General features: G+C 49.2%; 13 protein-coding genes. 7 read left to right on the forward strand and 6 right to left on the reverse strand.

Going from position 1 to position 15,210, the window contains the following annotated elements:
• Nucleotides 1–13 precede the first annotated feature (13 nt).
• The 5 genes from SFW65_01670 to SFW65_01690 all read right to left on the reverse strand — a co-directional run bounded on the left by SFW65_01670 (nucleotide 14) and on the right by SFW65_01690 (nucleotide 5,850).
• Nucleotides 14–490 carry an SRPBCC family protein gene (locus SFW65_01670; protein ID MDX1921825.1) on the reverse strand — a complete coding sequence of 159 codons (477 nt, stop codon included), beginning with the start codon at nucleotides 488–490 and terminating at the stop codon, nucleotides 14–16.
• A complete protein-coding gene (locus SFW65_01675; protein MDX1921826.1) occupies nucleotides 483–809 on the reverse strand; it encodes a metalloregulator ArsR/SmtB family transcription factor in 327 nt (108 codons plus the stop codon). Before SFW65_01675 ends, SFW65_01670 begins: the two co-directional genes overlap by 8 nt.
• A gap of 43 nt (nucleotides 810–852) precedes the next feature.
• The gene (rpoD, locus tag SFW65_01680) at nucleotides 853–2,874 is read right to left on the reverse strand and encodes an RNA polymerase sigma factor RpoD (protein ID MDX1921827.1); all 2,022 of its coding nucleotides are present in this window, start codon (nucleotides 2,872–2,874) and stop codon (nucleotides 853–855) included.
• 593 nt (nucleotides 2,875–3,467) lie between these two features.
• Entirely contained in the window at nucleotides 3,468–5,360 is a 1,893-nt protein-coding gene (dnaG, locus tag SFW65_01685) for a DNA primase (protein ID MDX1921828.1), read from the reverse strand.
• 16 nt (nucleotides 5,361–5,376) lie between these two features.
• Complete coding sequence (locus SFW65_01690; protein MDX1921829.1) at nucleotides 5,377–5,850, reverse strand: GatB/YqeY domain-containing protein; 474 nt, start codon at nucleotides 5,848–5,850, stop codon at nucleotides 5,377–5,379.
• A 114-nt stretch (nucleotides 5,851–5,964) separates the two neighbouring features.
• Here SFW65_01690 and carA point away from each other — a divergent pair, with 114 nt between their 5' ends.
• From carA to SFW65_01715, 5 genes are all read left to right on the forward strand, one after another.
• A complete protein-coding gene (gene carA, locus SFW65_01695) occupies nucleotides 5,965–7,155 on the forward strand; it encodes a glutamine-hydrolyzing carbamoyl-phosphate synthase small subunit (protein MDX1921830.1) in 1,191 nt (396 codons plus the stop codon).
• Between the two features lie 10 nt (nucleotides 7,156–7,165).
• Nucleotides 7,166–9,334 carry a fused MFS/spermidine synthase gene (locus SFW65_01700; GenBank protein MDX1921831.1) on the forward strand — a complete coding sequence of 723 codons (2,169 nt, stop codon included), beginning with the start codon at nucleotides 7,166–7,168 and terminating at the stop codon, nucleotides 9,332–9,334.
• A gap of 10 nt (nucleotides 9,335–9,344) precedes the next feature.
• A complete protein-coding gene (gene carB / locus SFW65_01705; protein ID MDX1921832.1) occupies nucleotides 9,345–12,629 on the forward strand; it encodes a carbamoyl-phosphate synthase large subunit in 3,285 nt (1,094 codons plus the stop codon).
• A gap of 107 nt (nucleotides 12,630–12,736) precedes the next feature.
• Entirely contained in the window at nucleotides 12,737–13,060 is a 324-nt protein-coding gene (locus SFW65_01710) for a hypothetical protein (GenBank protein MDX1921833.1), read from the forward strand.
• A gap of 14 nt (nucleotides 13,061–13,074) precedes the next feature.
• Complete coding sequence (locus SFW65_01715) at nucleotides 13,075–13,401, forward strand: cell division protein ZapA (GenBank protein MDX1921834.1); 327 nt, start codon at nucleotides 13,075–13,077, stop codon at nucleotides 13,399–13,401.
• Here SFW65_01715 and SFW65_01720 read toward each other — a convergent pair whose 3' ends face one another.
• A complete protein-coding gene (locus SFW65_01720) occupies nucleotides 13,402–13,593 on the reverse strand; it encodes a hypothetical protein (protein MDX1921835.1) in 192 nt (63 codons plus the stop codon).
• Between the two features lie 346 nt (nucleotides 13,594–13,939).
• Between SFW65_01720 and SFW65_01725 the strand changes: the two genes are divergently transcribed.
• Nucleotides 13,940–14,521, forward strand: a complete 582-nt coding sequence (locus SFW65_01725; protein MDX1921836.1) for a 5-formyltetrahydrofolate cyclo-ligase — start codon at nucleotides 13,940–13,942, stop codon at nucleotides 14,519–14,521.
• A 59-nt stretch (nucleotides 14,522–14,580) separates the two neighbouring features.
• Nucleotides 14,581–15,177 carry a hypothetical protein gene (locus SFW65_01730; protein ID MDX1921837.1) on the forward strand — a complete coding sequence of 199 codons (597 nt, stop codon included), beginning with the start codon at nucleotides 14,581–14,583 and terminating at the stop codon, nucleotides 15,175–15,177.
• The last annotated feature ends 33 nt before the right edge of the window (nucleotides 15,178–15,210 follow it).

The raw sequence follows: 15,210 nt of genomic DNA on the forward strand, positions 1-15,210 counted from the left end.
CGGTGTTTTAAGTTTATGCAGCAGTTGCAGAGCAGCTTGCTGACTTTTCCATACCTGCAAACACATTTAGACCTTTTCCAGTTTCTAAATACGACTTCATGCTAGAGAGTACGCGTGGCCATCCTTTTGAAACGCCATTTGCCATGGTTGATCCGGCTTTGAACTCGTTATGTGTAACTATCAGGCGAACCATGTCTTCAACCTGCTGGATTTCATAAGTTACCTTGGATTCATCAGCCAGATTATTGGGGGATGCCCAAGATGTAACCAGACGACGAGGTGGGTTACATTCCAGTACTTTACCAATAATTTTGGGAGTACGGGTCGGATCGTCATTTGCCACATGTCCCCATTTTGAGCCGATTTTCCAATCGGAAACATTTTCATGGCCCCAATATTGGCGGGTAAATTCAGGATTTGTAATGGCATCCCATACTTTTTGTTCAGTGCTTCTTATGTAAGTAGTGTAGATTTGTTCTATATTACTCATCACTATTCTCCTCTAGTGCTTGCTTAAGGTTTTGCAGCGCTTGAACCCGATTTTCTTCAAACTTACCGATCCAGCGCGTATAAATGTCATGGATAGGGATGGGATTGAGAAAATGCAGCTTTTCACGCCCACGCTTTACCGTGACGACAAGGTTTGCCGCTTCCAATAAAGCCAAATGTTTGGTTACTGCTTGGCGGCTCATATCATGCCCTTCGCAAAGAGCATTTAGTGTCAAGCCATTATCCTCACGAAGCCGGTCTAATAAATCGCGGCGGCTTGCATCAGCTAGAGCTTTAAACACGTCGTCTTCAATAACCATACGAACACTATATGCAACCAAATGGTTGCATGTCAAGGATTATCTAGCGGTCATCCAGGAAGCTACGCAATTTACGGCTGCGGGAAGGGTGTTTCAGCTTACGCAGGGCTTTTGCCTCAATTTGGCGAATACGTTCACGGGTAACACTGAATTGGGTACCCACCTCTTCAAGGGTATGGTCTGTATTCATCCCGATTCCAAAGCGCATACGCAGAACGCGTTCCTCACGGGGGGTTAGGGTGGAGAGTACCCGGGTGGTCGTTTCGCGTAAGTTACCAAGAATCGCGTTATCGAGGGGCTGAATGGCGTTTTTGTCCTCGATGAAGTCGCCGAGATGCGAATCCTCCTCGTCACCAATTGGGGTTTCAAGGCTAATCGGCTCTTTAGCGATTTTGAGAACCTTGCGTACTTTTTCCAGTGGCATCATCAATTTCTCGGCCAATTCTTCCGGGGTTGGCTCGCGGCCAATCTCGTGCAGCATCTGGCGGCTTGTGCGAACCAGCTTGTTGATGGTTTCGATCATGTGCACCGGAATACGGATGGTGCGTGCTTGGTCGGCGATTGAGCGGGTGATTGCTTGTCGGATCCACCATGTTGCATAGGTGGAGAATTTATAACCACGGCGATATTCAAACTTATCAACCGCTTTCATCAGGCCGATGTTGCCTTCCTGAATAAGGTCAAGGAATTGCAAGCCACGATTGGTATATTTCTTGGCAATCGAAATAACCAAACGCAAATTGGCTTCGACCATTTCTTTCTTGGCTCTCGCGCTTTCCTTTTCGCCACGCTGTACGGTGGCAACAATGCGGCGGAAGTCGGGAAGGGGAAGGCCTGCTTCGTTGCAAATTGCGGTGATTTCCGCGCGCATACGGTCAACTTCTTCGTTGTGTCGTTCAATAAAGCGCGTCCACCCTTTAATGACTGAGGCAGATGGGCCTTCTTTGCCTGTTTTGGCATTGGGGCCAATAACAGCGCCGAGCCAAGCTGGATTAAGTTCATGCCCATAATAACGGGCAAGGAACTCATCACGGTTCACGCCGCAATCGGTTGCCATGCGGAGCAAGCGGCCTTCCAAACCAATCAAACGGCGGTTGAGGGTGTAGAGTTGCTGAACAAGTTGTTCCAAACGGTGGTTGTTGAAACGAATGGTGCGCACCAAATCCACCAGTTCGACTTTCAATTCTTCAAACTTACGGTCGGATTGTTTGGAAAGCGCTTCACCCTTCATGAAGGCTTGATGGCGTTGGGCCACCAGTTTGAACAGCTTGGCATAGGTCACGGCAATACGTGCAAACGTATCCATAACGCCGGGTTTCAGCTTTTCTTCCAGCATTGATAGGGAAAGGCTGTTTTCCTCATCATCGAATTCGCTGGTCATATCTTCGCCAACGCCTTCGCCGCCTTCTTCGCCTTCTTTCTTGGGCTCGTCTTCTTTTTCGTCTTGGGTCAGCGCAAGGCTGCCTTCACCGCCCGATGGCGCAAGGGCAGGGAGCTCTGGTGCACCAGTTTCATCGGCATGGGTTGCTTCCAGATCGATAATTTCACGCAGCAGCATCTTTCCTTCAGAGAGTGCTTCATGCCATGCCAAAATCGCCTGAATGGTAAGCGGGGATTCACAAATCCCGCTGATCATCATTTCACGGCCAGCTTCAATCCGTTTGGCAAGCGCGATTTCGCCTTCGCGCGACAGCAATTCGACCGAACCCATTTCGCGCAAATACATGCGCACGGGGTCATCGGTACGGCTTACGGATTCTTCGTTGATGTTACCTGAAGCCTGTTCATCATCATCCTTCGCTTCCTTTTCATCGGCGGCATTATCGTCGGCTTCTTCCTCTTCGCTTTCGATGACGTTGATGCCCGCTTCCGAGAATAGCGCAAGAGTATCTTCAATCTGTTCCGATGAAACCTGATCGGGTGGCAATACCTTGTTAATTTCATCAATGGTTACGTAACCACGTGTTTTACCTTTACGGATAAGCTTTTTCAGCGCGTCAACCGATGCGTCATCCAATACCGGCGCTGCGTCGGTTGTGGCTTCCGCAGGCTTGCCCTTTGACATATCCACGCGTTTAAAATTCTTAGGCAGAACTTTTTCCGGCAGCTTCTTCTTGTCTGCTTCTTTGCCTTTTGGCAGTGGGCCCTTTGCAACCAGTTTCAGGTCCGGTTTCTTGCCTGAGCCACCTTTGAGCGGCAGCGCTTTTTGCGCAACGATCTTTACAACTTTTTTCTTATCGTCTTTTTTTGCGCTGGTTTTTTGCGCGGGTTTTCCGGCGGCTTTTTTAGCGGCGATTTTTGCGGTAACTTTGGCGGCGGGCTTGGCGGAAGATTTCTTTGCAGGTTTTTTAGCAGGCATGATTTTTCCTAAAATGGATTACATAAAAAAACATCGTCATGCGCGCGCAAACAAAAGCTTGCGCACGCGTTGTGTCACGCGGAAGTCGGGGCCGTAAAAGACAGAGGATGTGTGCGGTCGTCCAAAAGCGCATATGATCTTCTTAATCCCGAAATGCCGGGTGACCTGGCTGGACGGCAAAATCCCTGAAACTTGACTTAAAGGTTTAGTGGCTGAACGCTTGCTATACAAGTATATATGTATGTTTTTTTTACCTTCAACGGCGGGATGAGGGTGCAGAATTGGGGGGGGGTATACCTTTAAAGCTCCACAACTTCGCGTTCAGCCTTTTCATCCATATCAATAAGCATGGCTTGAAGCTGGCTAATTCGCTCCAAAATAGCCGAATCACCCGTGTTTTTTAGCTCCAAACTCAGGTTTTTTAGCTCATTTTCTGCCGAAACCCGTTCATGACGGTTCCAAATGTCGTGCCAACCGGCTAAAGCGGCGCTTAATGGCCGTTCAGGGCGGGCAAAACCGGCATGAACGTACAAATCGGGGCTCAAAACCCTCGAAAGTACCTGCCCAAGCCCTGCTTTTTCCAAATAATCGCGTAAAGCGACGGGATTTTCGTGTTCCAGGTCGCTTTCCGACATGAAATCGAAAACACCCTGCCTTAATGGCTCTAATGACGTATCCGTAATAGGAAGGGTATCAAGCGCGCTTTCCATTTCACTAAAAAGGGCGGGGTGGTTGATGAGCAGGGCCAGAACTATGCGTTCCTGTAAATTATTGGGCAGCGGGCGCGGCTTGATAACCGGCATGAAGGAACGCGCATAAGGTTTTGAATTAGAATTGTTTCCTGTGCGCTTTTCAAATCTGTTTTGTGGTCGGTTGTCGTTGCCGCTTTGTGAACTGAAATTTTGCTGCAAGCGTTCCTGAATGGAATTTTTATAATCTTGCTGTAACGCACGGTCTTTGATTAAGGCAATACGTGCATCAAGCGCTCTGCGGAACCCTGCGCGGTCTTCGGGTGTGTTGAGTGGGCGCTCGCCCGCCGTGCGCTGCCACATAAAGTCAATGAGTGGTTGTGCAGCATCCAACACTGCCTGCATCGCAGCGGGGCCCTTGTTCAAAATAAGTGTATCGGGGTCTTCACCCGCAGGCATGGCCGCAAAGCGCACGGATTGGTCTGGCGCAAGATGCGGAAGGATGCGTTCCAATGCACGTTCTGCTGCCTTACTGCCCGCATTATCACCATCAAAGCATAAAATCGGAATGTGATTGAGGAGGTCAGGGCGCACAGGCGGCTTTGGAATAATTTTCCAAAGTAATTGGATTTGTTCTTCGGTTAATGCTGTGCCCAACGGCGCAACCGCGCCCATAAATCCTGCCTCCACCAACCGAATAACATCCATATATCCTTCGGTAATAATCAGTGGTTTGCCATCCGCCGCTGCGGCGCGCGCGCGTGAAAACCCATACAGCAATTGGCCCTTATGGAATAAGCCATGGTCTGCGCTGTTGATGTATTTCGGGCCATCGCCTTCCAGTAATCGCGCGCCAAACGCAACGATGCGCCCCCGCCGGTCACCTACGGGAAATATCAAACGGCCACGAAAGAAACTGTATACGCCATCATCGCGTTCTGACTTTTTCGCAAGGCCTGCATCCACCATTTGTTGCGGCCTATAACCTTTGGCGGTTAGATATTTAATCAATGCTTGCGCATCATTTGGCGCATAGCCTAGGCGGAAACGGTCAATCGTTTCCTGCGACAGATTACGGCGCTTTGCATATTCTAATGCCATGCGGCCTGATGGAATACGCAGCTGTTCTTCAAACCAACGTGCGGCTTCGTCAATTAACGTATAAAGGTTTTTTTCTTCTTCATAGCGCTTGGCTTCTTCTGGCGAAGATTTGGGAACCTGCATTCCCGCCATGCCTGCCAATATTTCCACCGCTTCGGGGAATGAACGGTTTTCTTGGCGCATCGTAAAGCCAATCACGTCACCATGTGCTCCGCAGCCAAAACAGTGAAAAAAACCCTTCGCATCATTGATGGTAAAGCTTGGCGATTTTTCCTTATGGAAAGGGCAGCATGCTTTAAACTCCCGCCCAGCGCGCGTTATCTTCACGCGCCGCCCAATCACTTCTGACAAGGTCAGGCGATTTCTTAGTTCATCAAGAAAGGCGGGTGAAAATGTGGACATCTGTTTCTGGATAAGGTTACGCCGCTGCGCTCAGCATTTCTTTGATGATACCGCTAGCTTTGCCCATATCCAGTTGACCTGCATATTGGGTTTTTAAAACGCCCATGATTTTGCCCATGTCTTTGATGCCCGCTGCGCCGGTGGAAGCGATGAGGCCTTTGACGACGCCGCGCACTTCATCTTCGCTCATTTGCTTAGGCAGGAATTTTTCAATCGCCGCGATTTCGGCATTTTCTTTATCCACCAATTCTTGGCGACCACCTTGTTTATACAGCTCGATGGATTCACGGCGCTGTTTGATCATGCCTTGCATCAAGGATAAAACTTCTTCGGGGGAGATCTGTTGATCCCCGCGCGGGCGGGCCACATCGATGTCTTTTTGCTTAATTGCGGCATTGATCATGCGCAGGATGGAAACGCTAGCTTCGTCCTTGGCGATCATGGCTGCCTTTAAGGACTCGGTGATTTTTTCGCGTAAACTGTTGGTCATGGGGCTATTTCCTTAGCATTTACAGGCGTTATAAAAAACGATTGCAGGGGCGGGGTAGTGTGTGGATACTCTCGCCGTTTTACCTATTATATATAAAGTAGAAAAGAAAAAGCGATGCCCGAAGCAACTGCGTCCCATTATCCACAAAAACCTGCCGCCGCCAATGCTGTTTTAGTATTAAGTGATGGATCAGTGTTTTGGGGAAGGGGCATCGGTAAGGAAGGCGATGCTGTTGGCGAAATCTGCTTTAACACCTCCATGACGGGCTATCAGGAAATCCTGACTGATCCCAGCTATGCAGGCCAGATTATTACCTTTACCTTTCCGCATGTCGGAAATATCGGTACCAACCCTGAAGACATCGAGACACAAAAGGTTGCAGCGCGCGGTTTAATCTTGCGGGAAGACATCACGCAGCCATCCAACTTCCGTTCTACCCAACATCTGCAAGCATGGCTTGAGCTGAATAATCTTGTGGGGTTGTGTGGAATTGATACGCGCGCGTTAACCCACCGCATTCGTGATGCGCAGGTTTCAGTGAACGGCGTTGTCGCGCACAATAAAAAAGGCGTGTTCGACATCGCCGCACTCACCAAAAAAGCAAAAGAGTTTTCTGGCCTTGATGGCATGGATTTGGTCCCGGAAGTAACCTGCAAGCAGCGTTATTCATGGGATGAAGCGAAATGGGTTCTGGGTTCTGGTTATCAAAAGCAAACCAAACCGCAATTTCATGTCGTGGCAATTGATTACGGCGCAAAGCTGAACATTTTGCGCTGCCTTGCCGCAACGGGTTCAAAAGTTACCGTTGTTCCGGCAACCACATCTTATGAAGAAATCGCCGCATTAAAGCCTGATGGCGTCTTCCTTTCCAACGGCCCTGGCGACCCGGCCGCAACGGGTAAATACGCAGTGCCAGTTATTCAAAAGATCATCGACAGCGGCGTGCCATTATTCGGCATATGTCTTGGTCATCAATTGCTATCGCTCGCTTTAGGCGCAAAAACCAAGAAGATGAAAACGGGCCATCGCGGCGCCAACCATCCTGTAAAGGATTTAAAGACAGGCAAGGTAGAGATTACCAGTCAGAACCACGGCTTTGTCGTGATGCCTGAAACATTGCCGGCCTATGCAGAAGAAACCCATATCAGTTTATTTGATGGCACGAATGAAGGCATGCGCATGAAAAATGCGCCAGTGTTTTCGGTGCAATACCACCCCGAAGCCTCTCCCGGACCGGAAGACAGCCATCATTTGTTTGAGCGTTTTGTTGAATTGATGCGCGCTAAAATCAGTAAGGCCGCTTAAAGAAAGAATTATGCAAGCTATCGCTTCATCATCGCGCACGAATATCGTGCGCCTAGTATTCGGCCTGACAATCGGGCTGGGGGCGGCGTTGCTTTTCTGGCAGCAACTTATGCTGGGCCGTTTGCTGTTGCCAGTATTCGGTTCTGTGCCAACCGTTTGGCTTGTCTCGCTGGTTGTGTTTCAAACTGTATTGCTTGGTGCCTATGCCTTTGCGCATTTATCGCACACATGGCCGCGATGGTTTGCATTGTCATCGATTGTATTACTGGTTATCGCGGCAGGTGCACAGCATTTCCTGTATCCCGATATGGCGGCGCTTGGCAGCTCCACGGCGATTGATGCACCATCGGTGATTATCGCGTTGCTTGGGCTTTCGGGGTTTAGTCTGTTTGTGCTTTCGCTTATTTCACCCATGCTGCAAAACATCTATGCAGGGTTGCCGCAGCCGGATGCGAAAGATCCGTACTTCTTATACAGCGCCAGCAATTTTGGCAGCTTTGCGGGTTTACTGGTTTTTCCGTTATTGCTGGAGCCATTATTTGGCGTGAGGATGAGCCAGACGATTTGGTTCTGGGGCGCGGGTTTATTCGTCATTCTGCTTAATTCCTGCTTGGCGTTTTCGGCCAAAGCTGCGCCTGTGGTTGATGCTGTGCCCAGTGCAATTGATGAAGTAAAGCCGCACTATCTAAAATGGCTGTTCTATTCTTTCATGCCATGCGCGTTATCCTTTGGTGCAACATCGCACCTGATAAGCGATATTGCGCCGCTGCCATTGTTATCGATGGTGCCATTGGCACTTTATCTGCTGACTTTTGTGTTGGCATTTTCACGCAAAGACCGTTTCAGCGATGATTTAGCCATCGCGCAGATTTTCCTGATTGCGTTTTATGTGTTCCGCGAAATTTTCACTAACTTCAAGCCGTCGCATCTATTTGATATTCTTATTATCCTTGCGGCGTTTTTCCTAACCGCATGGCGCTGCCACCGTGAATTGGTAAAGCTTCGTCCTTCTTCACGATATCTTACGGCGTTCTATCTCACCCTTGCGTTGGGCGGCGCACTGGGCGGCATATTCAACGTATTCGTTGTTCCATTCATCCTGCCATTGCCCATGGAATTCATGCTGTTCCTGCTGATTACGCTGTTGCCAAATTGGAAGGATGATGTCGCACGTTTAAAGATGCCGCAGTTTAAAAAGCTGCACATCCTTATCTTTGGTTTGCTTGCGGTGACCTTGGTAATGCTGGCAGTGCAGAATTTGAATGTCGCGGTTGCGCGTATGGTTACGCCTGTTGCGTTGGTCGTGTCGCTTATGTTGCTTACGATGCTGCCATCCGTATTGGCGGTTGCATCAGCAGCGCTGATTGCCATTTCATTAATTGTAACACCAACGCCAATTGCCTTGCAGCGCGATTTCTTTGGTGTGAAGCGCGTGATGGACAGAACCTTTGATGATGGCGTTGTCTACCGAACCTTATTGCACGGCACCACCAGCCACGGCATGCAGCAGCGCACGCCAAGTGTGACTACAGCGCCGCAACTTTATTATGCGCCGGGCAGTGGGTTGCAGGATGTGGTCGAAGTTATGCAGCCACATCATGTTGGTATTGTCGGGTTGGGCATGGGTGCGATTGCATGTATTCCGCCGCGTAGCTCCGATATTCGTTATTTTGAAATCGACCCCGGCGTGGAAGCGCTGGCAAAGCAATACTTCACCTATTTACATGATTGTCCTGCCGAAATCGTGATTGGTGATGCGCGCATGACGCTGGCGAGTGATAGGAACTATTATGATCTATTAATCCTTGATGCATTCTCATCCGATGCTATTCCGGTGCATTTGCTGACAGAGGAAATGTTCAAGGTGTATCGTGAACGTCTTGATCGAAATGGTGTGCTGCTATTGCACATTTCCAATCGCTATCTGAATTTACGCCATGTAGTTGCGGGCGCGGCCAAGCAGTTAAGCTGGCATGGCGCCATTAAAGACCATGTACCCGAACGTGATGCGCCGAATTTAACGCCGAGTGAATATGCGGTGTTAAGCCCGGATAAGCAGGTTATTCAAGCTTTGCTGGATAAGGGCGGGTGGATATCGGTTGATGAAGTATCGCCGCTCTACTGGACAGATGATCACATTTCAATTGTACCCATTTTAAATCTTGGTTTTGGTAAGTAAGGAAAAGAACATGCCTAAAAGAACAGACATAAAATCCATCTGCATCATCGGTGCTGGCCCGATTGTGATTGGTCAAGCCTGTGAATTTGACTATTCCGGCGCGCAGGCATGTAAGGCGCTTCGCGCGGAAGGTTACCGTGTTATTCTTATCAATTCCAATCCCGCCACCATTATGACCGATCCCAATCTGGCGGATGCGACCTATATCGAACCCATCACTCCCGCAATTGTTGCGAAGATTTTAGAAAAAGAAAAACCCGATGCGTTATTGCCAACTATGGGCGGACAAACTGCGCTCAACACCGCTATGGCGCTTGATAAAGATGGCACGCTTAAACGGCTGAACATCGAACTAATTGGCGCAAAGAAAGACGCGATTGAAAAAGCCGAAGACCGTCAGCTATTCCGGGATGCGATGGACAAAATTGGCCTTACCAGTCCCAAATCACGTGTGGTAAAAAACCTTGCCGAAGGGCAGGCGGCGCTTGCTGAAATAGGCTTGCCCGCCATTATCCGTCCAAGCTTTACTCTTGCAGGTACCGGAGGCGGTATCGCTTATAACAAGCAACAGTATAACGACATCGTGGCAAGTGGGTTGGACGCCAGCCCTGTGACCGAAGTGTTGGTCGAAGAGTCGGTATTGGGTTGGAAAGAATATGAAATGGAAGTTGTGCGCGATAAGGCAGATAACTGCATTATCATCTGCGCGATTGAAAATGTGGACCCCATGGGCATCCACACCGGCGATAGCATTACGGTTGCGCCCGCACTAACCCTCACCGATAAAGAATACCAGATTATGCGCAATGCATCCATCGCGGTGTTGCGTGAAATCGGCGTGGATACTGGTGGTTCAAATGTGCAATTTGCCGTCAACCCTGCTGATGGCCGCATGGTCGTTATTGAAATGAACCCGCGCGTCTCGCGTTCATCCGCACTGGCATCAAAGGCAACGGGATTCCCCATTGCAAAAATTGCTGCAAAGCTGGCGGTCGGTTACACGCTGGATGAATTGAAAAATGATATGACGCAGGTTACGCCGGCATCATTCGAACCAACGATTGATTACGTAGTTACCAAAATCCCGCGCTTTGCGTTTGAAAAATTCCCGGGCTGCGATCCGTTGCTAACCACCGCAATGAAGTCAGTGGGCGAGGTGATGGCGGTTGGCCGTTCATGGCAGGAATCCGTACAAAAGGCGCTGCGCTCCATGGAAACGGGTCTTCATGGATTTAACGATGTGAATTTGCCGGGTGCGGATAAAGACCCGCTGGTGTTGCGTGAAGCATTGGGTAAGCCAACCCATGACCGTTTGCTAGTGATTGCGCAGGCCATGCGCCACGGCATGAGCGTTGCGGATATTCATGCGATTTGTAAGGTTGATCCATGGTTCCTTGAGCAGATCAAAGGCATTATTGATACCGAAAGCGCGATTAAGAAAAATGGCTTGCCGAAATCAGCCGATGAATTAATGCGCCTGAAACAAATGGGTTTTGCTGATGCGCGCCTTGCTACATTAACCGGTAAATCCAAAGAAGAAATAGCAAGCCTGCGCCACGCGTTGAATGTGCGTCCGGTTTATAAACGTATTGATACCTGCGGCGGCGAATTCGCATCCGCCACGGCTTATATGTATTCATCGTATGAAGGTATTGGCGCGGAATCCGAAGCACGTGTTTCCGATAAAAAGAAAGTCATCATCCTTGGCGGCGGTCCAAACCGCATCGGGCAGGGGATCGAATTTGACTATTGCTGCGTGCATGCCGTGTTTGCATTGCGTGAAGCAGGTATCGAAACCATCATGATCAACTGCAACCCTGAAACTGTATCTACTGATTATGATACATCAGATAGATTGTATTTCGAGCCATTAACCGCCGAAGACGTAATTGAAATCGTGCGTATCGAACAATCCAAAGGTCATGTTCTGGGCGTGATTGTGCAATTTGGCGGTCAAACACCGCTAAAATTGGCGGATGAATTGCAAGCAGCCAATATTCCCATACTTGGCACGCAGCCCGATAAGATTGATTTGACTGAAGACCGCGAACGCTTCCAGAAATTTCTGGAAGATCTTGCTGTGCGTTATCCAGACAGTGGCATACGTCAGCCAGAGAGCGGCATTGCCTTTTCTGAGGATCAGGTTGCAACTGTTAGTGCAGCCGTTAGTCAGAATTCAGAATTTTCAATCCTGATGCGTCCTTCCTATGTTTTAGGTGGGCGAGGCATGAAAATTATACCAAGCGGAGATCAAGTCACTTTCAACCTTGAAGTTACAAAGTATGCGACAGAAGCAGTAAAAGTTTCGGATAAAAACCCTGTACTGATTGACCGCTATTTGTCGGATGCCACTGAAGTGGATGTGGATGTGATTTGCGATGGCGACACCGTTTATATTGCGGGTGTTATGGAACACATTGAAGAAGCCGGCATCCATTCAGGCGACAGCGCGTGTTCCTTGCCGCCATATTCGCTATCACAAAAGCTGATTGATGAGATGGGCAGACAAGCTGAATTAATGGCTAAGGAAATCGGCGTTATTGGTCTTATGAATGTGCAGTTTGCCGTTAAAGACCAGAATATCTATGTTCTGGAAGTTAACCCACGCGCCAGTCGTACCGTGCCTTTTGTTGCCAAGGCAACAGGCGTTGCGGTTGCCAAAATAGCCGCACGGGTCATGGCAGGAGAAAAATTAGCTAGCTTTAAATTAAAGCCACCTGTTTATAAACATGTCGCGGTGAAGGAAGCTGTTTTCCCGTTCAGCCGTTTTCCGGGTGTGGATGTATTGCTGGGCCCTGAAATGAAATCAACCGGCGAAGTCATGGGTATTGATGTGGATTTCCCCAAGGCCTTTGCGAAATCACAATTGGGTGCCGGCGTTAACTTGCCATTAAAAGGCAATGTATTCATCTCCGTGCGTGACCGCGATAAACCAAGCGTTATTGCGATTGCAACCCAACTTATCAGCATGGGCTTTGGAATTGTGGCAACCTCTGGCACAGCAAAAACCTTGCAGGAAAAGGGCTTAAAAGTCACCAGCATCAACAAGGTGTTGGAAGGTTCCCCGCATATCGTCGATGCGATGATTAATGGCGATATCCAGTTGGTCATGAATACAACCGAGGGCGCGAAGGCATTGGCGGATAGTTTCAGCCTTCGCCAGACGGCACTGCTCAATAAAATTCCCTATTACACCACGGTGGCCGAAGCCAGTGCGGTGGTGCAGGGAATTGCTGCGTTGCAAGCAGGGAATATGCAGTTCGAGCCGATTCAGAATTACTTCAAAGTAGCGTGATGCAAATCAACCCTTCTTGCTACGGAATGAATTGACCGAATCCGAAAGTATTCGTTACCATCATCCCTACGAATCTAATTTTGCTTAGATGCTGTAGGGAATACCACTTGGACCGTTTGAAAGCCGCGCTCGAAAATCTAGACCAATCCATCGACGGATTAGTGGATGCGTTGGCGCGCCGTCAAAAAGAACTGGACAAGGTGATTGAAGCGAGAGCCGCCAAACGCGTAAAGGCTGCGAATGAAACTGCAGAACGCGCATTAAAACAGGCCCAGCAACGCGAAAGCCAAGCCGTAGCCAATGAACGCGAAGCGCTTACCAAAGAGCGCGAAGCAGTGACCAGAGAAAGTAAGCAGCGCGAACTTACTTCGCTGGTTGCCAGTCGCCTTGATCAAGCGATTGTTCGTTTAGAAAAAATAGTAGGGGAATAATTATGGACAAAAACATGATTGAAATTTCCCTGATGGGTCGTTCCTATCAACTCGCTTGCCCGCCAGACCAACATGAGCGTGTCAGACAATTAGCCGGAATGGTGGAAGAAAAAATGCGTCTTGCCATATCAACCAGCCAGGGAACAGTGGGTGAAGTACGCTTGTTTTTACTGGCTGGCTTGATGTTGGCGGATGAGGTGCTGGAAGCAAAAGCTGCACAGGATAAATTTATCGCCCAAGAACGCAGTAACCTAAGCGATGAAGAAAACATGCTGGTAACAGCGGTAGAACACCTGTCGCAACGCATCAACAGCATCACATCGCGGATTGATGCGCACTAATCAACCAAGTGTGGATTTTATAATTGTCTGCGCCCGTTTTGTGGGCGGGGTAGGCGCGGGCGTGGGTGTTGGCGGTTCTGCTGGCCCATCATACCCGCCACCCCCTGTCGATGGCCTTGTCATATCAAGATTTGCGTAACGTCTGCCTTGAGTAGGCAGTGCGTATTCGGCTGGTTTATTTTCAATGCCCACTATTAAATCCATCAAACATTTTTATAACTTAAACCGAATTATCGTCGAATGCGGTTAATGATTGCTTATTGGGCATATTTCTTGTGAAAACACCGCAAAAATTTATGGTTTAAAAACGTAAAGATTTCCCCTTTTTTCTGAAAATGGAGTATTCTACTCAGTGGAAGTATGCTGCGCTCTTCGAGAGGTCAATCATCCCCAGGGCCCATAATTAAAACCTCTAGGGAGCTGTCTCTGGCAAGGCCGTGGTCTTGTTATATGGTTCCCACCTGTACCAACAGGCCGTGAGGGATACACTGTACTAACGATTGTGTGGCTACTTCCGCTTCTTTCGTTGCAGTTCTTCATGCCAGATTTAAAAGCCCTCAAGAAAAAACTTCGCGAACATATTCACGTGATTTTACGCGCGCATGAAGACCGCGATGCAGGGCAGAAAATCCGGGACCATTTTCTATCGCACTTCACGAATTTGGATAGAAAGCTTGTTGTAGCAGGCACATCATCTATTAAAAACGAGATGGACCCCATGCCGCTGATGGAAGCGCTGGAGAAAAAAGGCCACCGGCTTTGTCTGCCCATTACCGGTGAACGCGCAACACCGCTGTTGTTCCGCGCTTATAAAACAGGCGATATCCTGATTCCCCATGTGTGGAACATTGGTGTGCCTGCCTCGACACAACCCATCTGTGTTCCCGATATTTTGTTGTGCCCATTGCTGGCTTTTGACCGTACCGGCGCACGCCTTGGTTATGGCGGTGGTTATTACGATGCGACTTTGCAAAGCCTTCGCGCCCAAAAGAGCATTATCGCAGTAGGCCTTGGTTATGCCGTGCAGGAGGTGGAGGCGGTTCCTTTGGGCAAATATGACCAGCGGTTAGATCTAATCATTACCGAAAAAGAAGTCATTCTTCCTAATAGACAAGCCTAAAACCCCTCACTATGATTGGCGCGTCGTCTTTCGCTCCTTCCATTCAAGAGGTTCCCCCCATGTTGCGTTCTGCATCCCAATCACTCGCATTCGCTGCTCTTCTGGCGCTCTTATCCGCTCCAGCTTTTGCCGAAACGCATGCGGCAACACCTGCTGCGGCTGCTGCTCCAGCCGCTCCCGAAGCGCCAGCGGTCGCGCCTGTTCCAGCAACTCCTGAAGCATCAAAAGTTGAAACGCCTGCAGCCGCAGCGCCAACTGCCCCCGAAGCCCCTGCCGTTGAAACGCCAAAGGCTGAAGCACCAAAGACTGAGCCAGCGAAAACCGAAACCGCAAAACCAACGGTTGGAAAAATGCGCGACCGCTGGAAAAAAATGACCCCAGAACAAAAAGAAGAAATGAAAAAGAAGGCCGAAGGCCGTTTGAATGACCGGTATGACCGTCTGAAAACCGCAGAGCAAGAAAACATCAAAAACATCATGGCTGAAATCACCAAGCTAAACAAAGAACAGCGTTCCATTCTGATGGCAAAAATCAAACAGCAAGCCAGCAAGGATCGCGCCGCACGCAAGGCGATGAAGACGATGGAAAACAATAAGGCCGAGGGACCCAAGAAAGAAGCAACGCCCGCAGCCGATCCGAACGCAGTTCACCACTAACGCAGTTGTATAACGTCATGTCTGCTGCTGAAT

The organism is Alphaproteobacteria bacterium (assembly GCA_033762625.1).
GTDB lineage: Bacteria > Pseudomonadota > Alphaproteobacteria > UBA9219 > RGZA01 > RGZA01.

Excerpts from the sequence above, each read along its gene's own strand:
- SFW65_01670 (MDX1921825.1), bottom strand. The coding sequence starts at position 490 with ATGAGTAATATAGAACAAATCTACACTACTTACATAAGAAGCACTGAA.
- SFW65_01675 (MDX1921826.1), bottom strand. The coding sequence starts at position 809 with ATGGTTATTGAAGACGACGTGTTTAAAGCTCTAGCTGATGCAAGCCGC.
- rpoD (MDX1921827.1), bottom strand. The coding sequence starts at position 2,874 with ATGTCAAAGGGCAAGCCTGCGGAAGCCACAACCGACGCAGCGCCGGTA.
- dnaG (MDX1921828.1), bottom strand. The coding sequence starts at position 5,360 with ATGTCCACATTTTCACCCGCCTTTCTTGATGAACTAAGAAATCGCCTG.
- SFW65_01690 (MDX1921829.1), bottom strand. The coding sequence starts at position 5,850 with ATGACCAACAGTTTACGCGAAAAAATCACCGAGTCCTTAAAGGCAGCC.
- carA (MDX1921830.1), top strand. The coding sequence starts at position 5,965 with ATGCCCGAAGCAACTGCGTCCCATTATCCACAAAAACCTGCCGCCGCC.
- SFW65_01700 (MDX1921831.1), top strand. The coding sequence starts at position 7,166 with ATGCAAGCTATCGCTTCATCATCGCGCACGAATATCGTGCGCCTAGTA.
- carB (MDX1921832.1), top strand. The coding sequence starts at position 9,345 with ATGCCTAAAAGAACAGACATAAAATCCATCTGCATCATCGGTGCTGGC.
- SFW65_01715 (MDX1921834.1), top strand. The coding sequence starts at position 13,075 with ATGATTGAAATTTCCCTGATGGGTCGTTCCTATCAACTCGCTTGCCCG.
- SFW65_01725 (MDX1921836.1), top strand. The coding sequence starts at position 13,940 with ATGCCAGATTTAAAAGCCCTCAAGAAAAAACTTCGCGAACATATTCAC.
- SFW65_01730 (MDX1921837.1), top strand. The coding sequence starts at position 14,581 with ATGTTGCGTTCTGCATCCCAATCACTCGCATTCGCTGCTCTTCTGGCG.